The organism is Mesorhizobium sp. GbtcB19 (assembly GCF_019091085.1).
Taxonomy (GTDB): Bacteria; Pseudomonadota; Alphaproteobacteria; order Rhizobiales; family Rhizobiaceae; genus Mesorhizobium.
On record NZ_JAGXJY010000001.1, the window covers coordinates 374,655 to 395,193 of the forward strand.

At 63.9% G+C, this 20,539-nt stretch carries 22 protein-coding genes; 12 read left to right on the forward strand and 10 right to left on the reverse strand.

Annotated elements, in window-relative coordinates; all coding sequences use genetic code 11:
• Positions 1 to 170 precede the first annotated feature (170 nt).
• The 3 genes from KVT37_RS01755 (at position 171) to bmt (ending at position 2,802) form a co-directional block, all read left to right on the forward strand.
• Positions 171 to 1,028, forward strand: a complete 858-nt coding sequence (locus KVT37_RS01755) for a helix-turn-helix domain-containing protein (RefSeq protein ID WP_217569023.1) — start codon at positions 171 to 173, stop codon at positions 1,026 to 1,028.
• 70 nt (positions 1,029 to 1,098) lie between these two features.
• A complete protein-coding gene (locus tag KVT37_RS01760) occupies positions 1,099 to 1,701 on the forward strand; it encodes a DUF1989 domain-containing protein (protein WP_217569025.1) in 603 nt (200 codons plus the stop codon).
• 84 nt (positions 1,702 to 1,785) lie between these two features.
• Entirely contained in the window at positions 1,786 to 2,802 is a 1,017-nt protein-coding gene (gene bmt / locus KVT37_RS01765; protein WP_217569880.1) for a betaine--homocysteine S-methyltransferase, read from the forward strand.
• Positions 2,803 to 2,812: 10 nt separating this feature from the next.
• Here bmt and KVT37_RS01770 read toward each other — a convergent pair whose 3' ends face one another.
• The 6 genes from KVT37_RS01770 to KVT37_RS01795 form a co-directional block, all read right to left on the reverse strand.
• Positions 2,813 to 3,082 carry a hypothetical protein gene (locus KVT37_RS01770; RefSeq protein ID WP_254633745.1) on the reverse strand — a complete coding sequence of 90 codons (270 nt, stop codon included), beginning with the start codon at positions 3,080 to 3,082 and terminating at the stop codon, positions 2,813 to 2,815.
• A gap of 147 nt (positions 3,083 to 3,229) precedes the next feature.
• Positions 3,230 to 5,425, reverse strand: a complete 2,196-nt coding sequence (locus KVT37_RS01775; RefSeq protein ID WP_217569027.1) for a VWA domain-containing protein — start codon at positions 5,423 to 5,425, stop codon at positions 3,230 to 3,232.
• Between the two features lie 2 nt (positions 5,426 to 5,427).
• Entirely contained in the window at positions 5,428 to 5,988 is a 561-nt protein-coding gene (locus tag KVT37_RS01780; protein ID WP_217569884.1) for an RNA polymerase sigma factor, read from the reverse strand.
• Positions 5,989 to 6,164: 176 nt separating this feature from the next.
• Entirely contained in the window at positions 6,165 to 6,896 is a 732-nt protein-coding gene (locus tag KVT37_RS01785; RefSeq protein WP_217569029.1) for a dienelactone hydrolase family protein, read from the reverse strand.
• A 104-nt stretch (positions 6,897 to 7,000) separates the two neighbouring features.
• Entirely contained in the window at positions 7,001 to 7,690 is a 690-nt protein-coding gene (locus KVT37_RS01790) for a 4Fe-4S dicluster domain-containing protein (RefSeq protein WP_217569032.1), read from the reverse strand.
• Between the two features lie 89 nt (positions 7,691 to 7,779).
• On the reverse strand, positions 7,780 to 9,354 hold the full coding sequence (locus KVT37_RS01795; protein WP_217569034.1) for a trimethylamine methyltransferase family protein: 1,575 nt from the start codon (positions 9,352 to 9,354) through the stop codon (positions 7,780 to 7,782).
• Positions 9,355 to 9,626: 272 nt separating this feature from the next.
• Here KVT37_RS01795 and KVT37_RS01800 point away from each other — a divergent pair, with 272 nt between their 5' ends.
• Complete coding sequence (locus KVT37_RS01800) at positions 9,627 to 10,325, forward strand: B12-binding domain-containing protein (RefSeq protein WP_126099636.1); 699 nt, start codon at positions 9,627 to 9,629, stop codon at positions 10,323 to 10,325.
• 82 nt (positions 10,326 to 10,407) lie between these two features.
• Here KVT37_RS01800 and KVT37_RS01805 read toward each other — a convergent pair whose 3' ends face one another.
• The gene (locus KVT37_RS01805; protein ID WP_041003961.1) at positions 10,408 to 10,542 is read right to left on the reverse strand and encodes an entericidin A/B family lipoprotein; all 135 of its coding nucleotides are present in this window, start codon (positions 10,540 to 10,542) and stop codon (positions 10,408 to 10,410) included.
• 52 nt (positions 10,543 to 10,594) lie between these two features.
• Here KVT37_RS01805 and KVT37_RS01810 point away from each other — a divergent pair, with 52 nt between their 5' ends.
• A complete protein-coding gene (locus KVT37_RS01810; protein ID WP_217569036.1) occupies positions 10,595 to 11,224 on the forward strand; it encodes a DUF1638 domain-containing protein in 630 nt (209 codons plus the stop codon).
• Between the two features lie 5 nt (positions 11,225 to 11,229).
• Here the strand turns inward: KVT37_RS01810 and KVT37_RS01815 are convergent, their stop codons facing one another.
• The gene (locus tag KVT37_RS01815) at positions 11,230 to 12,144 is read right to left on the reverse strand and encodes an NAD(P)-dependent oxidoreductase (protein ID WP_217569038.1); all 915 of its coding nucleotides are present in this window, start codon (positions 12,142 to 12,144) and stop codon (positions 11,230 to 11,232) included.
• 125 nt (positions 12,145 to 12,269) lie between these two features.
• On the opposite strand from KVT37_RS01815, the gene KVT37_RS01820 reads away from it, so the two are divergent.
• The 6 genes from KVT37_RS01820 (at position 12,270) to KVT37_RS01845 (ending at position 16,950) form a co-directional block, all read left to right on the forward strand.
• Positions 12,270 to 12,845, forward strand: coding sequence for a DUF4893 domain-containing protein (locus tag KVT37_RS01820; RefSeq protein WP_217569040.1), 576 nt, complete (start codon positions 12,270 to 12,272; stop codon positions 12,843 to 12,845).
• Positions 12,846 to 13,004: 159 nt separating this feature from the next.
• Positions 13,005 to 13,787 (forward strand): formyl transferase, encoded by a 783-nt coding sequence (locus tag KVT37_RS01825; protein WP_217569042.1) that lies wholly within the window; start codon positions 13,005 to 13,007, stop codon positions 13,785 to 13,787.
• Between the two features lie 134 nt (positions 13,788 to 13,921).
• The gene (locus tag KVT37_RS01830) at positions 13,922 to 14,224 is read left to right on the forward strand and encodes a virulence factor (protein WP_112099163.1); all 303 of its coding nucleotides are present in this window, start codon (positions 13,922 to 13,924) and stop codon (positions 14,222 to 14,224) included.
• Positions 14,217 to 14,807, forward strand: a complete 591-nt coding sequence (locus tag KVT37_RS01835; protein ID WP_217569044.1) for a methylenetetrahydrofolate reductase C-terminal domain-containing protein — start codon at positions 14,217 to 14,219, stop codon at positions 14,805 to 14,807. Before KVT37_RS01830 ends, KVT37_RS01835 begins: the two co-directional genes overlap by 8 nt.
• Entirely contained in the window at positions 14,804 to 15,895 is a 1,092-nt protein-coding gene (locus tag KVT37_RS01840; RefSeq protein WP_217569046.1) for a methylenetetrahydrofolate reductase, read from the forward strand. Before KVT37_RS01835 ends, KVT37_RS01840 begins: the two co-directional genes overlap by 4 nt.
• A gap of 80 nt (positions 15,896 to 15,975) precedes the next feature.
• The gene (locus KVT37_RS01845) at positions 15,976 to 16,950 is read left to right on the forward strand and encodes a methyltetrahydrofolate cobalamin methyltransferase (RefSeq protein WP_217569048.1); all 975 of its coding nucleotides are present in this window, start codon (positions 15,976 to 15,978) and stop codon (positions 16,948 to 16,950) included.
• 79 nt (positions 16,951 to 17,029) lie between these two features.
• Here the strand turns inward: KVT37_RS01845 and KVT37_RS01850 are convergent, their stop codons facing one another.
• On the reverse strand, positions 17,030 to 17,272 hold the full coding sequence (locus KVT37_RS01850; protein WP_254633746.1) for a hypothetical protein: 243 nt from the start codon (positions 17,270 to 17,272) through the stop codon (positions 17,030 to 17,032).
• Between the two features lie 89 nt (positions 17,273 to 17,361).
• On the opposite strand from KVT37_RS01850, the gene KVT37_RS01855 reads away from it, so the two are divergent.
• A complete protein-coding gene (locus KVT37_RS01855; protein WP_217569050.1) occupies positions 17,362 to 19,431 on the forward strand; it encodes an ASKHA domain-containing protein in 2,070 nt (689 codons plus the stop codon).
• Positions 19,432 to 19,435: 4 nt separating this feature from the next.
• Here the strand turns inward: KVT37_RS01855 and KVT37_RS01860 are convergent, their stop codons facing one another.
• Complete coding sequence (locus KVT37_RS01860; protein WP_308642537.1) at positions 19,436 to 20,452, reverse strand: acyltransferase; 1,017 nt, start codon at positions 20,450 to 20,452, stop codon at positions 19,436 to 19,438.
• Positions 20,453 to 20,539 lie beyond the last annotated feature (87 nt).

Consider the following 20,539-nt stretch of genomic DNA (forward strand, 5'->3'; position numbering starts at 1 on the left):
AGGAGCCTGCCGTGACATCAACGCGACAATGCGCACAAACTGTTGCGAATGCGCATTTTTGGCGGCAGATGTTATACATTGTAAACAAATATGGGGATTCATTTCCGCCTGAGCCACGTTCAGTACGGCTCCGGCGCAAATTTTTCCTCTTCGAACCGGGAGCAGCCCTGATGGACAAGCGCGATCTGTCGACGACCTTCCGGGAGCGCCTGAAATTGCTCTTGACACGCTCCGACCTGAACCAGTCGGCCTTCGCGACGGCGGTCGGCATCGACCGCTCGGCGCTGTCGCAACTGCTGTCCGGCGCCTCGACCCGCCTGCCCCGCGCCGAGACGCTCCTCAACATCGCCGCCGAGTTCAAGGTGTCGCTCGACTGGCTGCTGGGCTTGAGCCACGACGAAGGCGTGACCGGCGAAATCCGCGAAAGCCTGGAGATCGAGGAGGCGCCCGACGGCTTCGACCGCACGCTGCTGGCAAAATGGCATGCCGAGGCGGCCGGCACCAAGATCCGCTACGTGCCCGCAGGCATTCCCGACCTTTTGCGCACCGAGGCGCTGGTCGACTACGAAGCCGGCATCGCCAACAAGAGCCGCGAGGCGCAGGCCGGCGAGACGCAATACCGCATCGACTACAACCGCCGGCCCGAGACCGACATGGAGGTCTGCATGCCGCGCCACACGCTGGAGATTTTTGCGCGCGGCCTCGGCGTCTGGGATCGTTTCCCCGAGGCCGAGCGGCGCAAGCAATTGCTGCACATGGCGGCGCTGCTCGACGACCTTTACCCGACCTTCCGCCTATTCCTCTATGACGGCCGCATGCGCTATTCGATCCCCTATACGATCTTCGGCCCCTATCGCGCCGCCATCTATGTCGGCGACATGTATATCGTCTTGAGCGCCACCCAGCCGATCCGGACGCTGACCAGCCATTTCGACAATCTGATCCGCGCCGCCGACATCAACGCCCACGAAGCCGCGAGCTTCGCGCAAAAACTGGCCGCAATGTCCTTCCCATCAGGCTCTGTCTGATCGCCGGCCGCGCTATCATGGTGACGGTCGGCCGCCGTCCCGGCCGCCGATCATCGTTTCAGGGAAATCCATGCGAGAACCGCGTCACCTCGTCGTTCCTCCTCAGTCGGGCCGGTCCATGCGCGTCAGGCGCGGCGATCTGATCCGCATCGTCGATCCCAAGGGCCAGCAGGTCTCGGACCTCTGGGCCTTCTCGACCGAAGGCAGGCTCGACTGGCTGAGCACGTCGCAGACCCGCGACATCACCGAGCGGCTGTTTCCCAAACCGGGCGACCATTTCTACAGCGCTGCCGGCAAGATCATGCTGACATTGGTCGAGGATGCCTCGCCCGGACCGCATGATATGCTTTACCCGGCCTGTGACAGCGCGCTCTACGAACGGGCCGGCCTGCCTAACCATCCGAACTGCCGCGACAATCTGATGAAGGCGCTCGGCGCGGAAGGCATCGAACTCCCCTTTACGCCCGATCCGGTCGATCTCTTCCAGAACTCCATGCCGCAACCTGACGGGACTTTGGTGGTCGAGGCCTCGATCAATCCGCCGGGCGGTTACGTCACGCTGCGCGCCGAACAGGACCTCCTGCTTGTCGTCACTGCCTGCTCGGTCGACCACCACCCGACCAATGGCGATGCCTGCACCGAGATCGAGGTCGAGATCACTCCGGCTTCGTAGGGCCACCCTGGCCGCAAACTCATTGACTGGACATAAAGACTTCTTTATATCGTTATTTGAATTCCTGACATGAAAGCTATGGCCATGACCGCGACCAATCCGATTGACGCTCTGCTTGCCGAAAAGGGTGTGCTTCTGGCCGACGGCGCCACCGGTACCAATCTGTTCGCCATGGGTCTTGAGGCCGGCGAAGCGCCCGAGCTGCTCAACGAGACGTCGCCCGGGACCATCGCCAGCCTGCATCAGAATTTCGTCGACGCCGGCGCCGATATCATCCTGACCAACTCCTTCGGCGGCACCCGCCACCGCCTCAAGCTGCATCACGCGCAGGACCGCGTGCATGACCTCAACAGGCGCGCCGCTGAAATCGCCCGCTCCGTTGCCGACAAGGCCGGCCGCAAGGTGATCGTCGCCGGCTCCGTCGGTCCGACCGGCGAACTGCTGGTGCCGCTCGGCGCCATGACCTATGACGACGCCGTCGATGCTTTCGCCGAACAGATCGAAGGTCTCAAGGCCGGCGGCGCCGAAGTCGCCTGGATCGAGACCATGTCGGCGCCCGACGAGATCCGCGCCGCGGCGGAAGCCGCGATCAAGGTTGGCCTGCCCTACACCTATACCGGTTCCTTCGACACCGCCGGCCGCACCATGATGGGCCTGCTGCCGAAAGACATCCACGGCGTTGTCGATGGGTTGTCGCAGGCTCCGCTCGGCGTCGGCGCCAATTGCGGCGTGGGCGCTTCAGACATCCTCGCCTCGCTGCTCGACATGACCGAGGCGAAGCCGGAGGCGACCGTCATCGTCAAGGGCAATTGCGGCATTCCCGAATTCCGCGGCAGCGAGATCCATTATTCCGGCACGCCGGAGCTGATGTCCGACTACGTCCGGCTGGCGGTCGATGCCGGCGCCAGGATCGTCGGCGGCTGCTGCGGCACCTCGTTCGCCCATCTTGCCGCCATGCGCAAGGCGCTGGACGCGCACACCAAGGCGGAGCGTCCGACCGTCGAGACGATCGTCGAGCGCATCGGTCCTATGCGCAACAAGACGGCAAGTGCCGGGGATGCCGGTGAAGGCAGGCGCGAACGCAGGCGCAGCCGCGCCTGACAGGTCTGTTTTATTCGCTGCTTTCGGCGTAGCGCGACAGCGCGGTATTGAAATCGACAACCTTCTGGCTGTCGGAACCCATCGTCATCAGGGCGCCCGACGTGCCCGGGTCGCTGATCTGCTCCAGCATCGCGCGGAAACGGTCATTGTTGAGCGCCGAAAGTGCGGTTTTGCGGGCGGCATCAACCTCGCTGCGGATGCGCGTCGCTTCCGGCGTCGGAGCACGCGCCGGCGTCGTGTTTGCCGTCGCCGTCGCGTTCCAGTTCGTGGTGATATGCAATGCCCGCCCCTCATGCTCGTCTATCAGCACGAACTAACAAAAGTTAATTGCGACGAGGTTCCGGAAAAGCCACGCAATTTAACGATCACAAATAAGGCCGGCAGGACAACCTGCCGGCCTTCGCTATTCGGTCTCTGCCTTTCGACCCTACTTGTTGCCGTCCAGCGATGCGGCCAGGCGCACCAGCGACAGGAACTCGGCCCTGTAGCCGAAAGGATCGGCGCCGCGCGCGGCGTTGGCGATCTCGGCGATCCGGTCATAGCCGAAATTCGCCGTCTGATCCTCGTCGCGCAGCTTCTGCCCGAAGGCGGCGACCGCGACCGAGAAGCGCTGGTCCACGCCTGCCGCGTCGAAGGACTTGACCTCGTTGGCGGCGGTCACCGGCGTGGTGATCAGCTTCGAGACGTTCTCGTCCGGCAGCTTGTAGCGAATCTTGACGAAGGCATATTCGTCGGCATTGGCAACGCCGCCATTGTCGACCTTGGCCTGGCCGTAGCGCAGCGGATCGACCTGCTCGCCGCCGCTGCCCTTCGGCGTGATCTCATAGACCGCCGTCACCGAATGTCCCGAGCCGATATCGCCGGCATCGACGCGGTCGTTGTTGAAATCCTCGCGCTTGAGCGCCCGGGTCTCGTAGCCGACCAGCCGATATTCCGACACGGTCGCCGGATTGAACTCGACTTGGATCTTGACGTCCTTGGCGATGGTGAACAGCGTCGAGGAGGCATCATCGACCAGCACCTTCTGCGCCTCGGCGAGCGTGTCGATATAGGCGGCGGTGCCGTTGCCGTTCTGGGCGATGGTCTGCATCATCTGGTCGTTCAGATTATCGTGGCCGAAGCCGAACACCGACAGGAACACGCCGGTCTTGCGCTCTGTTTCGATCAGCCGCTTGAGGTCGTCGTCATCTGTCTGGCCGACATTGAAGTCGCCGTCGGTGGCAAGCATGACCCGGTTGACGCCGTCCTTGACGAAGGATTGCTGCGCAAGCTTGTAGGCTTCGCGGATGCCTGCCTCGCCGGCCGTCGAGCCACCGGGCTCGAGATTGTCGATGGCTGCGAGGATCTTCTGCGTTTCTGCCGCCTTGGTCGGCATCAGCACCGTGCCGGCATTGCCCGCATAGGTGACGATCGAGACGGTGTCGTCGGGCTTGAGCTTGCTGATCAGGAGCCGGAAGGCGGATTTGAGCAGCGGCAGCTTGTCCGGCTCGTCCATCGAGCCCGAGACGTCGATCAGGAAGACCAGGTTGGCCTTCGGCTGCTCGGCCGGCTTCACGTCGAAACCCTTGATCGCGACATGCATGAGCTTGGTGTGCTCGTTCCACGGCGTCGGCATGACGGTGACGGTCGAATTGAACGGCGTTGCGGCCGAATCCGGACCCTTCCAGTCATACGGGAAGTAGTTGATCATCTCCTCGATCCGCACCGTGTCGGCCTGAGGCAGCGAGCCTTCCTTCAGCGAGCGCCGCACGAAGGAGTAGGACGCCGTATCGACATCGATCGAGAAGGTCGAGACCGGGTCCTGCGCGGTTTCATGCACCGGATTGGTCTTGAAGGTCTCGATGCGGTCGCGGTTTTCCTCCTGCGGCTGCATTTGGTCGGAAGGCATTGGCGCGGGCTGCACCATCAGCTTGGAATCGGCCATTGCGGGCGGAGACGCCGGAATGGCGGCGGCTACACCCGCCGGCGCCTGGTCGGAGCGCTCGGCCTCGTCGGCACTAGGCGGCGGCGTCATGGACATGATCACCTTGTTGGACGAACCGTCCTTGCCACCGGCCGCGAGTTGGCCACTTTCGGCCGGCGCGGTTTGCAGGGCGGGCTCGGCCTCGGGCGCCGCCTCCTGTTTGAGCAGGCTGTCGACCTCGCTCGCCGGCTTCGGAGCTGCCGGTACCGCTTGCGAATTGGCCCGGGTCTCGGCGTCCGCGTCGGTCTTCTTTTCCTTGGCGGGCGCCGCCACCACCGGCTCGTTGATCGCGGGTTGTTCGGGCGCAGGCTTTTGCGCAACCGGCTTGTCGGCCACCGTCTCGGTGACCGTGCCTTTGCCGCCGATGACCGGCGGCTGCTCCTTCAGCATCTCGAAAGCGGCATAGCCGGCGATGGGCAGCGCGACCAGCGCGGTGATGGCCGGCGTGGCAATGAGTTTCCGTTGCATGATTTCTCTCCAGAGCTGTCTTGCTCGCTCCGTGAGACGAAGGCCTGCGGACGTTCCTTGGGAGACCGTCGAAATTTTTTCTTGCGCGTCGAAGGCCTGCATGGCGGCGGCAAGCGCGCGCGCCTTCGCCTCGCCGTCCGGCGCCGGCACGGCGAGATTGCGCAGCCTTTCGAGTTCGTTGTCGTCGACCATGGTCACACTTCCCCGGCTGAACGCATCAGCACTTTCAGCCGTTTCTTCGCTTCATGGATGTGCCAGGAAACCGTCGTCTCCGAGATCGCCATCACCTCCGCCGCCGCCGCGTGATTGAGACCTTCGCCATAGACCAGCAGCACCGCGTCGCGCTGCTTGTCGGGCAGCATCCGCACCGCCGCCCACAGCGCCTCGGCCGGATCGTCGGCCTCCGCCGGGGCCTCGCCCGCGATCGACGCATAGGCGCCATAGGCATCGACCTTGGCGGTGTCGCGGGCGCGCTTGCGCATCATGTCGCGTGAAGCATTCAGCGTCATGGCATAGAGCCATGTCGTGAAGGCGCCGCTGCCCTGATAATCGCGGATCGCGCGGCCAAGCCGCACGCAGACGTCCTGGGCGATGTCCTCGGCGTCGGCCTTCTTGCCGCACCAGCGATAGGCGGCGCGATAGACGAAGCCATAGTGCCTTTCGAGCAGTTTGCCGAAAGCCCCCCTGTCTCCGCCCCTCGCCCGCCCGATCAGTTCGGCATCGGAGGCTTCGCTGTCGTCCAGCATCATCGCCATCATTTGCCTGTTGGACGAAGGCTAATGGCCAATCCTTGGGGCGATGAAAAGATTTTTTTTGTGGCACCCGTTTCCTTCTCCCCGTTCACGGGGAGAAGGTGCCCGAAGGGCGGATGAGGGGCGGCGCGAGCGTTCGAAGACTCGCGCTACACGGGGCCCTTTCCGCGATCTGCAGGCTAGCCGAGCGTCTCGCCAAAAAACGTCGTCAGCCGCTTCCAATGCCGCTCGGCGCCCGCCTCGTCATAAACGCTATGATCCGGCACGCACCAGCCATGGCCGACGCCGACATAATTTTCGATGACATGGTCGACCTCTGCCACCCTGAGCGCCTCCGCCAGCCGCGCCGACTGTTCCGGCGGAAAACTGCGGTCGACGCCGGCGACACCGACATAGACGCGCGCCTTGATCGAAGCCGCCTTGCGGTACGGGCTGTCGGGCGCATCACTTGCCAGATTGCCGCCATGGAAGCTGGCTGCCGCGACGATCCGGTCCGGATAGCTCGCTGCCGCGTTCAAGGCCCGCGCGCCACCCATGCAATAACCGACGACGCCGACTGGTCCGGCGATGCCCTCGGCGGCGAGCGCATCGAGAAAGGCGGCACCGTCGCGAATGGTCATGCCCTGCGTCGTGCCGCCGCTCAACAGCGTCAGCTGGGCCTTGGTCTTGTCCTCGGCAAAGGCGGTTTTGGGGTCGAACGGACCATAGGGCACCATGCGATAGAATAGATCGGGCACCAGAACGGCATAGCCATGCCCCGCGAGACGCTCGGCCATCTGGTCGAGCGCCGGACGCGGACCGAAAATATCCATGTAGAGGATGATTCCGGCCTTGGCCGGCGCGGCTGGACGAAACAGCCGTGCTTTCGCTGTGCCGTCCTCGGTCTTGATCTCGACGTCCTGCTTCGTCATTGCGCGCTCCGCATGTTGCCACGCGATAGATATCCGCGCCGCCCGTCAGGGCAAGCCACGACATCTCAATCGCGGTCAAGTTTCCGTGCGGCTCAGAAAAATGCCTACAGGCCGGCGAACGCCGCCATGTGAAAGGCCTGGACCTCGGCCGGATACCGATAGCTTTTCCCGTAGGGGCAGGCGTTGCGGTCGAGGCAGCCGCCTGTCCGGCAAGGCGCCCCGTGAGGGCCGCACACATGATCGAGGCAGGCCTCATGGGCAAAGCCCTGCCCGGAATAGGCGTCGACCGGGCAGGATTTCAGGCAGGGTTTTTCGATGCATGTGTCGCAAAGATGAATCACCGCATGAGGTTCGGCGATCGCGAGTTCGTCCTCGAACAGCAGCGCGCCGCGATAGGCGTGCCAGAGCCCATAGGTCGGATGCATGAGGATGCCGAGCGGCGACGGCTTCAGCCCCTCCGCCCGTATCGCCCATTGCTGGAACGGCAGATAGGGCCGGTCGGAGGGCGACACGGCACGGCCGCCGAATTCCCGGGCGACCGAGCCGATCACCTCGCGCGACCAACTGTCGAGCGGATTGGCGATACCCTTCGCCTGCCGTTCCCGCCAGCGCTGGAAATGCGGCCAGGGCGCCGCGCCCGCCTGCCCGACCAGCAGCACGGATCGGGCTGGCGCGGCGGCCCCTGCCGCGGGCGCCATCTCACCGTCGCCAAAGTTGAAACCGCCGCGAAGAATCAGGCCGTGGGCCGCGAGCGCGGCCGCAATCTCCTCGACCGCTTCGCGCGAAAGAATCATCCCTTCCGGTCCGGGTCGGAGAAAGCGCTCCGCCAGACTTCCTTGTGGATGATGTCGGCCACTTTAGCCCGGCCTGAATCGGGCTCCTTTCAAGTGAAGGCGTCGGGCATGGAGCCCTTCTTCCTGGCGATGTAGTCCTTCAGCGCCTCGTCGATCGCCGGATCGAGATGCGGCGCCTCGTAGCTTTCCAGCCAGCGGCGGGCGAGCTCGTTGGCGCGCTGCGGCGCGGTCTTCTCGCCTTCGGCCAGCCACTGCTCGTAGGAATTGTTGTCGGCGATGTTGGAGCGGTAGAAGGCGGTCTGGAAATTCGCCTGGGTGTGGTCGCAGCCGAGATAATGGCTGCCCGGCCCGACCTGGCGGATGGCGTCCATCGCCTGGCCGTTTTCCGACAGGTCGACGCCCTCGGCAAATTTCTGCTGCATGCCGAGCTGGTCGATGTCCATCATGAATTTTTCGTAGCAGGAGGCGAGACCGCCCTCGAGCCAGCCGGCCGAATGCAGCACGAAATTGGTGCCGGCAAGGATCGTCGAGTTGAGCGTGTTGGCGCTTTCATAGGCGGCCTGCGCATCGGGGACCTTGGAGGCGCAGAGCGAGCCACCGGTGCGGAACGGCAGGCCGAGCCGGCGCGCGAGCTGCGCGGCGCCATAGGAGACCAGCGACGGCTCCGGCGTGCCGAAGGTCGGCGCACCCGACTGCATCGAGATCGACGAGGCGAAGGTGCCGAACAGCACCGGCGCGCCGGGCCGGATCAACTGCGTGAACGAGGCGCCGGCCAGCACTTCGGCCAGCACCTGCGTCAGCGTGCCGGCCACCGTCACCGGGCTCATCGCGCCGGCCAGGATGAACGGCGTGACGATGCAGGCCTGGTTATGACGCGAATAGACTTTCAGCGCGCCGAGCATGGTCTCGTCGAACACCATCGGCGAATTGGCGTTGATCAGGCTGGTCAGCACTGTGTTGTTCTCGACGAAATCGTCGCCGAACACCAGTTTGGCCATCGCCACCGTGTCTTCCGCGCGCTCCGGGGCGGTGACCGAGCCCATGAACGGCTTGTCGGAATATTTGATGTGGCTGTAGACCATATCGAGATGGCGCTTGTTGACCGGCACGTCGACCGGCTCGCACACCGTGCCGCCCGAGTGGTGGATCGACGGCGCCATATAGGCGAGCTTCACGAAATTCTGGAAGTCCTCGATCGTGGCGTAGCGGCGGTTGCCGTCGAGGTCGCGGACGAAGGGCGGACCGTAGACTGGCGCGAACACCGTCGCATTGCCGCCGATCTGCACCGAACGTTCCGGGTTGCGCGCATGCTGGGTGTAGATCGAGGGGGCGGTCTTCAGCAGCGAGCGGCAGAGCCCCTTGGGGAAATGCACGCGCTCGCCCTTGACGTCGGCGCCCGCTTCCTTCCACAGCGCCAGCGCCTCGGCATCATCACGGAAGATGATGCCAATCTCTTCCAGCACCGTGTCGGTGTTCTTTTCGATCAGCGCCAGGCCTTCCTCGTTGAGGACCTCGTAAACGTTGATCTTGCGCTTGATGTAGGTGAGCTGGGTGCCCGGGCCGCCGCCCGAACGGGCCGCCCGGCGTGCCGCCGCGCCGCCGCTGGCGCCGCGTCCGCGTCGTCCACCCGACGCTTCCTGCTCGACTGCCGCGTTATCGCTCATGATCGTTCTTCCTATAACTTGGCCTGAATTGGCTGGGGCGGCCCATCGTCGCCGCTTCTTGCCGGATCGTAGCCATGCACCCTATTGGAAACGGCCAGCCAGCGCCAACGCCTGTCGCAAAATCGACAAGAAAAGCGCCATTTTTTCAGTCGCTTTCCTTTTGCGGGAAGTCGCAAATCAGCTATGGCTAGCTCGCCCTCACGGGTTAGGTATTGGCGCATCGATTTTTAGGCTGCCGCAGTCATTCCGAGCAGCAAGGAGCCCGAGAAAAAATGTCCGACGACGAGATCATCCTTTCCGAGCTTTCCGACGAGGAGCTTGTGCAGCAGATGCACGACGACCTCTATGACGGTCTGAAGGAAGAAATCGAGGAAGGCACGCATATCCTTCTCGAGCGTAATTGGGCGCCTTACAAGGTGCTGACCGAGGCGCTGGTCGAAGGCATGCGCATCGTCGGCGAGGATTTCCGCGACGGTATCCTGTTCGTGCCGGAGGTGCTGCTCTCTGCCAACGCCATGAAGGCCGGCATGGCGATCCTGCGTCCGCTGCTTGCCGCCACCGGCGCGCCGAAGCAGGGCAAGATGGTGATCGGCACCGTCAAGGGCGACATCCACGACATCGGCAAGAACCTCGTCGGCATGATGATGGAAGGCGCCGGCTTCGACGTCATCGACCTCGGCATCAACAACGCGGTCGAGAAATATCTCGACGCCATCGAGCAGCATCAGCCCGACATCATCGGCATGTCGGCACTGCTCACCACCACCATGCCCTACATGAAGGTCGTCATCGACACGATGAAGGAAAAGGGCATCCGTGACGATTACGTCGTGCTGGTCGGCGGTGCGCCGCTCAACGAGGAATTCGGCAAGGCCGTCGGCGCCGACGCCTATTGCCGCGATGCGGCGGTTGCTGTCGAGACCGCGAAGGACTTCATGAAGCGCAAGCACAACGTTCGCGCTTCCGCCTGACCCCAAGGCATCAGGATGGATCGAAAAAGCCGCGCCTTGCAGCGCGGCTTTTTTGTTCCCAGATGATGGAAGAAGCTGAAGATCAGTTGACGGTGTCCTTGACCGCCCTTGCCGTCGATTTGACGTCCTTGCCGACGCCCCGAATGGTGTTGGCGCAGGCCGTGAGTGCAAGCGCGCAGGCAAGGATGGCGATCGGCGCGATGCGTAGCAGTTTCATAAACGGTGTCTCCCTCGACAGATATTAGCCCCGCAGCGAAAGCCGGCCCGACTTGGTCAAGACGCAAAAAACGGAACCGAATCAAACAGACAGGCTGCTCGTCATCGCCTGCGGGATGATTGCGCGCGAAGTTTTGGCCGTCAAGCAACAGCTAAAGCTCGACCATCTGGAACTGACCTGCCTGCCGGCCGAGTTCCATTTCTATCCGGACCGCATCGTGCCGGCGATGGACAAGGCGATCGAGAAGGCCAAGGCAGAAGGCTACCAGCGCATCTTCGTCGGCTATGCCGATTGCGGCACCGGCGGCCTGCTCGACCGCGTCATCGAGAAGCATGGCGTCGAGCGCATGGCCGGGCCGCATTGCTTTGCCTTCTACCAGGGCATGGACACCTACGCGAAGGTCGCCGAGGACGACATGATGTCGTTCTACATGACTGACTTCCTCTGCCGCCAGTTCGAGGCCTTCTTCATCAAGCCGCTCGGCCTCGACCGGCATCCCGAGCTCATCAAGGATTATTTCGGCAACTACGAGAAGCTCATCTATCTCGCCCAGACCGACGATCCGGAACTCGACAAGGTCGCTGAGAGAGCCGCGGCCATGCTCGGGCTTGCCTATGAGCGCCGAGCGACCGGCTATGGCGACCTGACCAGCGAGCTGGCGCGAGCGGCGGCTCACGCCTGAGGATTTCACGCCTCCGCTTCGAGCGCCGCCAGCACGTCGGCAAAGCCGGTCCTGCAAACAAAACCCAGCCGCTCCCTTGCCCGCGACGGATCGTAGACGCGGTCGATTGACGAGAACATCGTCCACCCCCTCATGGCGTAGAGCCGTGGATAATCCGGGAAATAGCGCGCGACGACGGATGGCGCGTCGGCGATCAGCTCGGCGCAGTCCTGCGGCCGGAACGGCGTCGGCGCCGAGATGATAAAGGTGTCGAAACCGAGCCGCGGCGCCTTCTCCAACGCCGCCACATGGGCTTCCGCCGCATCCTCCACCGTCAGCCGCCGGAACAGCAACTCGTTCGCCTTGGTGTTGGCGTCGGACTGCTCGATGGCGTGCGCCATGTCGTCCGCCTCGGGAAAGAAACGCGCCGTGCGCAGCACCACCACCGGCAATCCATGCTCGATATGACAGAGGCGGCACAGATGCTCGGCCGAAAGCTTCGTCACGCCATAAATGTTGCGCGGCTCCGGCGACATCTCCTCGGTCAGCCAGACTGCCTTGCGCGCGCCGCCCTGAAAACCGGCGCGGATCGCCTGCGAGATCATCAGCGATGTCGTCGAGGTGAAGACGAAGCGTTGCACGCCGAAGGCTACGGCCGCGTCGAGCAGGTTCAGCGTGCCTTGCACATTCGTCGCGACGAAGTCTGTATTCTCGAAGTGCTCGATGTTGGGCTTATGCAGCGCGCCGCTGTGAATGATGGCCTCGATGCGATTCTCACGGACGGTTCTCAGGACAAGATCGCGATCCGCGATCGAGCCGACGATCTGCGTGCGCGCCGAAGCAACCGGATCGAGGCCGATGACGTCATGGCCAAGCGCCTTGAGCCTTGGCTGAAGCCCGCTGCCCAGCCAGCCGGACGATCCCGTCAGCAATATTCGCATTGATCGACCACCATTTTTCCGAGCTCACGCTGTTAAGCACGGATGACAGACGATGGCGAACCGGTAAGTTGTGCGCCAGCGATAGAAAGAACTTTGTTCCAGCCATTGATTGAGGAAGACATTTCATGACCCCTCGCCTGCTTTTTGCCGCCCTCGGCCTCGTCGCCTTCACTTTGCCCGCCCATGCCGACGGCGAGGTGCAGAAGCTGATCACATCCGCCGACAAGGCGCGGCTGGACAAGTATGGCGAGACGCGCAAGGCGGCCCTCGCCGAGGCCAAGGCCGGCGATCCTGCCGAGGTCAAGCAACTGGATGACCTGCTCGCGAAGCCGCTCGTCGCCTTCTCCGACAAGGATCTCACCGGCAACTGGAAGTGCCGCACCATCAAGGCCGGCGGCCTGAGTCCGCTGATCATCTATGGCTGGTTCAAATGCAAGGTCACCGACGACGGCTCCGGCTGGCGGCTTGCGAAGATCAGCGGCTCGCAGCGCACCACCGGCCGCTTTTTCGACGACAACGAAAAGCGCGCCATCTATCTCGGCTCGTTCTCGGTCAACAACGACAAGGCCAAGCCCTATGGCAGCGGCCCCGAGAGCGACCAGGTCGGCTACGCCTTCCGCAACAGCGCTACCGAATGGCGGATCGAATTCCCCGCGCCCCATTACGAATCGAAACTCGACATCATGGAATTCAAGCGCTGAGCCAAGAGCATGATGCCGAAAAGTGTGCAGCGGTTTTCGGATGACATCATGCTCTGTCTCTTTGATTTAGAGCCTTGGCGGCTGACTGAAAGACTGCGGCACACCAAGGATTAACCCGCGCCGAATAGCATCCGCCGGTCTCCAGAGCGGGTGCTTGCCATGGCAGCGTCGGAATCGAGTACGCGACCAATCGCGGTCGTCACCGAAGGTGGTCCGCATATCTGGGCCATTGTCAATGCGCTTGCCGATCGCGTCGGCCCGGTAAGCGTCATTCTCGAATCCCCCGAATCCAAAAAGCGGCTGCTCGTCGGCCGCGCGCGGCGGCAGGGCTGGATCTCGGCCATCGGCCAGCTCGGCACCATGGTGCTGACCAGGCTCGGCAAACGCTTCCTTGCCGGCCACGCCGAGCGGCTGATCGCCGAGGAAAAGCTTGCGACCGAGCCGCGGCAAGGCCAGGCGATCATCCATGTGCCTTCGGCCAACGGGCCGGAATGCCTGAAGGAAATCAAGGGCATCCAACCTGGCGTGGTCCTGCTGGCCGGCTGCAGGCTGCTGTCGAAGGATATGCTGGCAAAGATACCTTGCCCCGTTCTCAACTATCATGCCGGCATCGCCCCCAAATATCGCGGCATGAATGGCGGCTACTGGGCGCTGGCGTCCGGCGACGCGCAGAATTTCGGCACCACCGTGCACCTGGTCGATGCCGGTGTCGACACCGGCGGCGTGCTGAAACAGGCGCGCGGCAAAGCCCAAACGGGCGACACCATCGCCAGCTACGCGCTGCGCCAGGCGGCCTTTTCGCGCGACATCTGCGTCGAGGCGGTCGGCAATGCGCTGGCCGGCAGGCTGGATACGATCGACCCCGCACTGCCGTCCAGGCAGTGGTATCACCCGACGATCTGGTTCTATCTCTGGACCGGCCTGACGAAGCGCGTCTGGTAATCAGCCGGCGACGGATTTCAGCATTCGCTTTGCGTCATCGCCAGCGTCGCTTTTGAAGGCGCGCGCGTCGTCCCATAACAAGCGGCCCAACAGCGCTTGCGGCAATGCTCCAAGACTTCGAGGAGTGAGAATTCATGGCCGATCTGATCGTCGTCTATTGGCGCGACATACCCGCCCAGGTCATCGTCAAGAAGGGCCGGCAGAACGCCAAGCGCGAATTGCCGCTGCGCTTCACCGAGGCGATCGACATGTGCGCCATGCGCACCGGCGCCGGCGGCACCGACGACTATCTGGCGGAATGGCGCAAGGCCGACCCTATCCCTGTCGGCGACGACATCGAGGCCGAGGTCGAAAAGGCGTTCCAGGAACTCGACGCGAAATATGACCGCGAGCGGCTGGTCGCTCTGGTCAAGGCTGGCGGGAAAGAAAATGTCTGACAAGCAGCCGACGGTTACCCAGGCCACCTTGGTCAAGAAGGCAGCGCCGAAATCCGACTACAAGCCCGCCGACGTGTCGCCGCAGCGGCGCGTCCAGCGCACCTTTGCCGTGCGGCTGTGGTCGATCCGGCACTCGCGACTGCTCGAATGGTTCTACAGCCGGTTCGCCGACGTCTTCCTGCTGTTGCACCCGCTGTGGAAGGGCATCGGCTACGGCCGTGTCGAGGCCCCGGTGAAATTCGTCGAGAAGCGCGTCAAGGGCTTCATGTTCGACTGCCGCATGTGCGGTCAGTGCGTGCTTTCGTCGACCGGCATGTCGTGCCCGATGAATTGCCCCAAGCAGCTGCGCAACGGTCCCTGCGGCGGCGTGCGTGCCAACGGCAATTGCGAGGTCGAGCCGGACATGCCCTGCGTCTGGGTCAAGGCCTGGGAAGGCTCGCGCAACATGGTGCATGGCGACAAGATCCTGACCGTGCAGAAGCCGGTCGATCAGTCGCTGCGCGAAACCTCGGCCTGGCTGCGGGTGACCGCCCAGTCCGCCGCGGCGCGCGAAACGACCCAGAACCCCGGAGCTTCGTCATGACTGCCCGCCAGCTCGACGAGAACCCGGCCGGCATCCACCTGCCGCTTGATCCCCTGCCTGGCCACACGTCGCGCGGCCGGCTGGAGCGCGTCCTGCGCCGCGGCGAGTTCGCGGTGACGACCGAGCTCAACCCGCCCGACAGCGCCGATCCGGAAGACGTCTACAACCGCGCCAAGATCTTCGACGGCTGGGTCGACGCCATCAACGCGGTCGATGCCTCGGGTGCCAACTGCCACATGTCGTCGGTCGGCATCTGCGCGCTGCTCACCCGCATGGGCTATGCGCCGATCATGCAGATCGCCTGCCGCGACAAGAACCGCATCGCCATCCAGGGCGACGTACTCGGCGGCGCCGCGATGGGCGTCGCCAACATGCTGTGCCTCACCGGCGACGGCGTGCAGGCCGGCGACCAGCCGGGCGCCAAGCCGGTGTTCGACCTCGATTCCATGTCGCTGCTCGAGACCTGCCGCATCATGCGCGACAACGGCAAGTTCCTGTCCGGCCGCAAGCTGACGACGCCGCCACAGATCTTCCTCGGCTGCGCCGTCAATCCCTTCGCGCCGCCTTACGATTTCCGGCCAATCCATCTCGGGAAGAAGATCGCCGCCGGCGCCCAGTTCGCGCAGACGCAGTACTGCTTCGACGTGCCGATGTTCAAAACCTTCATGCAGAAGGCCCGCGACCTCGGCCACACCGAAAAGCTCTTCCTGCTTTGCGGCGTCGGCCCGCTGGCTTCCGCCAAGACGGCGAAATGGATCCGCTCCAACGTGCCTGGCATCCACATCCCCGACGCGGTGATCAAGCGGCTGGAAGGCGCGCAGGATCAAAAGAAGGAAGGCAAGCAGCTCTGCATCGACATCATCAACGAGGTGAAGGAAATCCCGGGCGTCGCCGGCGTCCATGTGATGGCCTACCGCCAGGAAGAATATGTCGCCGAGATCGTCGATGAATCGGGCGTGCTGAAGGGCCGCCAGCCATGGAAGCGCGAAATCCGCCGCGACGACCAGATGGTCGCCGACCGGCTCGACCACATTCTGCACGACGAGATTACCGAAACCCAGGTGGACATGGTGAAGACCGCGCATTGACGGCGCGAGCGACGACCATTTGCTTGAACGAAATCAGATAACGATATAAAGAACTCTTTATATCCAGACGGAGAGATCGCATGACCCGCACCATCGTCGCCTCGGCGACCCGAGAAATCGTCATCGGCTTCGATCAGCCCTTCTGCGTGATCGGCGAACGCATCAACCCGACCGGCCGCAAGAAGCTTGCCGCCGAAATGGTGGCCGGCAACTTCGAGACCGTCATCAAGGACGCGCTGGAGCAGGCCGCCTGCGGCGCCACCATGCTCGACGTCAATGCCGGCGTCACCTCGGTCAACCCGAATGAGACGGAGCCGGGCCTGCTGGTTCAGACGCTGGAGATCGTGCAGGGACTGGTCGATCTGCCGCTGTCGATCGACTCTTCCGTCACCGCCGCGATCGAGGCCGGTCTGAGGGTTGCCAAGGGCCGCCCGCTGGTCAACTCCGTCACCGGCGAGGAAGAAAAGCTCGAGGCCATCTTGCCGCTGGTCAAGAAATACAACGTCCCGGTGGTCGCCATCTCCAACGACGAGACCGGCATCTCGATGGACCCGGACGTCCGCTTCGCCGTCGCCAAGAAGATCGTCCAGCGCTGCGCCGACCACGGCATTCCGGCACATGACGTCGTCGTCGACCCGCTGGTGATGCCGATCGGCGCGCTGGGCGATGCCGGCCGCCAGGTGTTTGCGCTGCTGCGTCGCCTGCGCGAAGAGCTCAAGGTCAACACCACTTGCGGCCTTTCCAACATCTCCTTCGGCCTGCCGCACCGCCACGGCATCAACGCCGCCTTCATCCCGATGGTGATCGGCGCCGGCATGACCTCGGCAATCATGAACCCGGTGCGCCCGCAGGAAATGGAAGCCGTGCGTGGCGCCAATGTGCTGAACGGCACCGACGAGAACTGCACCAACTGGATCCGCACCTACAAGGATTACAAGCCCGCCGAAGGCGGCCAGGCGGTCGCGGCTCCGACGGCAGTCAACGCTCTCGGCGAAGGCGCCGGCAACGGCGGCCGCCGCCGCGGCGGCCGTGAAGCCCGCATGGCCAGGGGATAAGCGCGCAATCGTGAGCCGCATCGCAAACAGTGCTGGTCCGATCGCATCGAGGATGCGGTCGGACAGCTCTGCTTTGCGCTCAGGCCGTGCCCAATATGGCGTCGAACAGCGCCATGCCTGCCCACGATCCGAAGATGCCCGTCACCCCGCCGACGATGAAATCATCGTCATAGGCGGGCCAGAAAGCGTGCAGCAGCAGCGCGCCGACGATCGCGCCGAGAATCCCGGTGGCAAGATATTGCGGATTGCGCAGCCACGAGCCCTTGATCACGCGCACCATGGTGAACGCGGTGAGGACGGCGGAGAGCAGCAGATCCGACATGGTTGGCCCCTGGACCAGCAGACTCTCCACCCAACAGTAAAACGATCCGTTAAACGGCATCGGCAATTGCCATCGAGACGCGTGCCAGCATGAACCCTCCGCCCAACATCACCGATCCGCTCGTGCTGTTCATGCCGTCCGGCAAGCGCGGCCGGTTCCCGGTCGGCACGCCGGTGCTCGATGCCGCGCGCCAGCTCGGCGTCTATGTCGAAAGCGTCTGCGGCGGCCGCGCCACCTGCGGGCGCTGCCAGATCGAAGTGCAGGAAGGCAATTTCGCCAAGCACAAGATCGTCTCGTCCAACGACCACATCTCGCCCAAGGGCGCCAAGGAAGAGCGCTACGAGCGCGTGCGCGGCCTGCCCGAGCGCCGTCGCCTCTCCTGCTCGGCGCAGATCCTCGGCGACCTCGTCATCGACGTTCCGCAGGATACGGTCATCAACGCCCAGACCATCCGCAAGGACGCCGACACCAGGGTGATCGCCCGCGATACGGCGATCCGCATGTGCTATGTCGAGATCGAAGAGCCCGACATGCACAAGCCGCTCGGCGATCTCGACCGGCTCAAAATCGCCCTGATGAAGGACTGGGGCCTCAAGAACCTCGAGTTCGACTTCTACCTCATGCCGCAGGTGCAGGGCATCCTGCGCAAGGGCAACTGGACAGCGACGGCCGCCATCCACAAGGATGCCGACAGCGACATCGCGCGCGTCATCGCGCTGTGGCCGGGCCTGAAGAACGAAGCCTACGGCCTTGCCTGCGATATCGGCTCGACCACCATCGCCATGCATCTGGTGTCGCTGCTGTCGGGCCGCGTTGCCGCGTCCTCGGGCACGTCCAATCCGCAGATCCGCTTCGGCGAGGATCTGATGAGCCGCGTCTCCTATGTGATGATGAACCCCGACGGCCGCGAAGGCATGACGGTGGCCGTGCGCGAGGCCGTCTCTAGCCTCGTCGACAAGGTCTGCGCCGAAGGCAATGTCCAGCGCGCCGACATCCTGGATTCCGTCTTCGTCGGCAATCCGATCATGCATCACCTTTTCCTCGGCATCGATCCGACCGAACTCGGCGGCGCGCCCTTCGCACTGGCCGTCTCCGGCGCCGTGCGCATCAAGGCCTCCGACATCGGCCTGAAGCTCAACCAGGGCGCCCGCCTGTACATGCTGCCTTGCATCGCTGGCCATGTCGGCGCCGATGCCGCCGCCGTCACGCTGTCGGAAGGCCCGCATCGCCAGGACGAGATGATGCTGATCGTCGACGTCGGCACAAATGCCGAGATCGTGCTCGGCAACTCGACGCGCGTCGTCGCGGCCTCCTCGCCCACCGGCCCCGCCTTCGAGGGTGCCGAGATTTCCGGCGGCCAGCGTGCGGCGCCGGGTGCCATCGAGCGCGTGCGCATCGATCCCGAAACGCTCGAGCCGCGCTACCGCGTAATCGGGTCGGAACTGTGGTCCGATCAGCCGGGCTTCGCCGAAAGCGTGCAGGCGACCGGCGTCACCGGCATTTGCGGCTCCGGCATCATCGAGATCGTGGCGGAAATGTACCTTTCCGGCATCATTTCCGAAGACGGCGTCGTCGACGGCTCGCTGGCCGCGCGTTCGCCGCGCATCGTCGCCAACGGCCGCACCTTCTCCTATGTGCTGAAGGAAGGCGAGCCGAGGATCACCATCACCCAGAACGACGTGCGCGCCATCCAGCTTGCCAAGGCGGCGCTCTATGCCGGCACCAAGCTGTTGATGGAAAAGCAGCACACCGAGCATGTCGACCGCATCCATTTCGCCGGCGCGTTCGGCTCCTTCATCGATCCGAAATACGCCATGGTGCTGGGCCTCATCCCCGACTGCGACCTCGACAAGGTCTCGGCCGTCGGCAACGCCGCCGGCGCCGGCGCGCGCATGGCGTTGCTCAATCGCGGCTACCGCCGCGAGATCGAGGAGACGGTGAGCCGGATCGAGAAGATTGAGACAGCGCTGGAGCCGAAATTCCAGGAACACTTCGTCTACGCCATGGCGCTGCCGAACAAGGTCGACCCGTTCCCGAAGCTGGCGGCCGCGGTGAAGCTGCCGCCGCGCAAGGCAATGAGCGAGGACGGCACGGCCGGCGACGCCACCCCGCGCCGGCGCTCCCGCGAGGAGCGGGCTGCAAGGCGCGGCGGCGGCTAGAGGCTCATTCGGCAGCGGCCGTGGCGCCTGCTGCCTTCACGGGGCCCTTGGGGCGTTGCGGGTGCAGCAGCGCGACGAGTGGCTTTTCGACGACCAGATAAAGCATTGCCGATAACGCGAGCGTGCCGACCAGCATCGCTGCCGGCTGCAAGGCCGTCGGGAGTCCGATCCGCAAGACGACACCCGTCGCCAGGACGCCGACCACGACATGCCATAGATAGATCGAATAGGACGCGTCGCCGAGAAAGCTGGGCAAGGCGCTGGGCTTGAACGGCCTCGCCCGCTCGGCAAAGACTGAGCCCGCCACGACCAATGTGGCTGGAAGCCCCCAGCGCAGGACGCGAGGCATGTCGGCGTCGAGCAGCGGACTGGCCGCAAGCAGGAGAAATCCCGCGCCGGCCATCGCCAGCGCCGCCCCGAGCGGAAGCCTTGCGCCCTGGAGCCACAGGCGCCCCACGACGACGCCGGCCGCGAATTCGAGCACGACGGGATCGGTGAAGGCTCGCGCATGTCCCGCAGGAAGAACGAAATGCAGCGCGACGATGGCAACCAAGGCGCCTACCAGAACGCCGAATCGCCAGCGCTCGCCAAGGAACAGGACCAGGGTGAAGACGACATAGAACATCATTTCATAGCAGAGCGTCCAACCCTGTATGACCACGGGATGTAGCGCGTTGTCCTGCAGCACCGGCACGAAGAACAGCGAGCCGACGAAATTCGCGACACTGAGGACATGGCCGTAGAAGAACTGCGGCTTGATCAGGATGCCAGCCGCGGTCAGCAGCGTGACGATCCAGTAGAGAGGCACGATGCGGGTGATGCGGCGGCTCATGAATCGCCAGGGATCGGCCGGTCGGCCGGCCGTCGTCACCCACATGATGAAGCCGCTGATGACGAAAAAGATATCGACGCCGGCGGCTCCAACGTCGAACGGACCGCCGAACTGCTCGCTGACGTGGAAGCACACCACCGCGCATGCCGCGAGCGCCCGCAGATATTGAATACTGTGGATGCTGGTCACGATGCTCGGGTCCAGATCGCACTATGCTGCAGTGCGTACAGACGATATCGCATTGCACAATAACAAAGCATCGGGTCAATGCTGTCA

Excerpts from the sequence above, each read along its gene's own strand:
- KVT37_RS01790 (WP_217569032.1), bottom strand. The coding sequence starts at position 7,690 with ATGATTCTTTCGCGCGAAGCGGTCGAGGAGATTGCGGCCGCGCTCGCG.
- KVT37_RS01815 (WP_217569038.1), bottom strand. The coding sequence starts at position 12,144 with ATGCGAATATTGCTGACGGGATCGTCCGGCTGGCTGGGCAGCGGGCTT.
- KVT37_RS01825 (WP_217569042.1), top strand. The coding sequence starts at position 13,005 with ATGGCAGCGTCGGAATCGAGTACGCGACCAATCGCGGTCGTCACCGAA.
- KVT37_RS01805 (WP_041003961.1), bottom strand. The coding sequence starts at position 10,542 with ATGAAACTGCTACGCATCGCGCCGATCGCCATCCTTGCCTGCGCGCTT.
- KVT37_RS01845 (WP_217569048.1), top strand. The coding sequence starts at position 15,976 with ATGACCCGCACCATCGTCGCCTCGGCGACCCGAGAAATCGTCATCGGC.
- KVT37_RS01760 (WP_217569025.1), top strand. The coding sequence starts at position 1,099 with ATGCGAGAACCGCGTCACCTCGTCGTTCCTCCTCAGTCGGGCCGGTCC.
- KVT37_RS01830 (WP_112099163.1), top strand. The coding sequence starts at position 13,922 with ATGGCCGATCTGATCGTCGTCTATTGGCGCGACATACCCGCCCAGGTC.
- KVT37_RS01755 (WP_217569023.1), top strand. The coding sequence starts at position 171 with ATGGACAAGCGCGATCTGTCGACGACCTTCCGGGAGCGCCTGAAATTG.
- KVT37_RS01795 (WP_217569034.1), bottom strand. The coding sequence starts at position 9,354 with ATGAGCGATAACGCGGCAGTCGAGCAGGAAGCGTCGGGTGGACGACGC.
- KVT37_RS01820 (WP_217569040.1), top strand. The coding sequence starts at position 12,270 with ATGACCCCTCGCCTGCTTTTTGCCGCCCTCGGCCTCGTCGCCTTCACT.
- KVT37_RS01850 (WP_254633746.1), bottom strand. The coding sequence starts at position 17,272 with ATGTCGGATCTGCTGCTCTCCGCCGTCCTCACCGCGTTCACCATGGTG.
- KVT37_RS01835 (WP_217569044.1), top strand. The coding sequence starts at position 14,217 with ATGTCTGACAAGCAGCCGACGGTTACCCAGGCCACCTTGGTCAAGAAG.
- KVT37_RS01785 (WP_217569029.1), bottom strand. The coding sequence starts at position 6,896 with ATGACGAAGCAGGACGTCGAGATCAAGACCGAGGACGGCACAGCGAAA.
- KVT37_RS01775 (WP_217569027.1), bottom strand. The coding sequence starts at position 5,425 with ATGGTCGACGACAACGAACTCGAAAGGCTGCGCAATCTCGCCGTGCCG.
- bmt (WP_217569880.1), top strand. The coding sequence starts at position 1,786 with ATGACCGCGACCAATCCGATTGACGCTCTGCTTGCCGAAAAGGGTGTG.
- KVT37_RS01780 (WP_217569884.1), bottom strand. The coding sequence starts at position 5,988 with ATGGCGATGATGCTGGACGACAGCGAAGCCTCCGATGCCGAACTGATC.
- KVT37_RS01855 (WP_217569050.1), top strand. The coding sequence starts at position 17,362 with ATGAACCCTCCGCCCAACATCACCGATCCGCTCGTGCTGTTCATGCCG.
- KVT37_RS01840 (WP_217569046.1), top strand. The coding sequence starts at position 14,804 with ATGACTGCCCGCCAGCTCGACGAGAACCCGGCCGGCATCCACCTGCCG.
- KVT37_RS01800 (WP_126099636.1), top strand. The coding sequence starts at position 9,627 with ATGTCCGACGACGAGATCATCCTTTCCGAGCTTTCCGACGAGGAGCTT.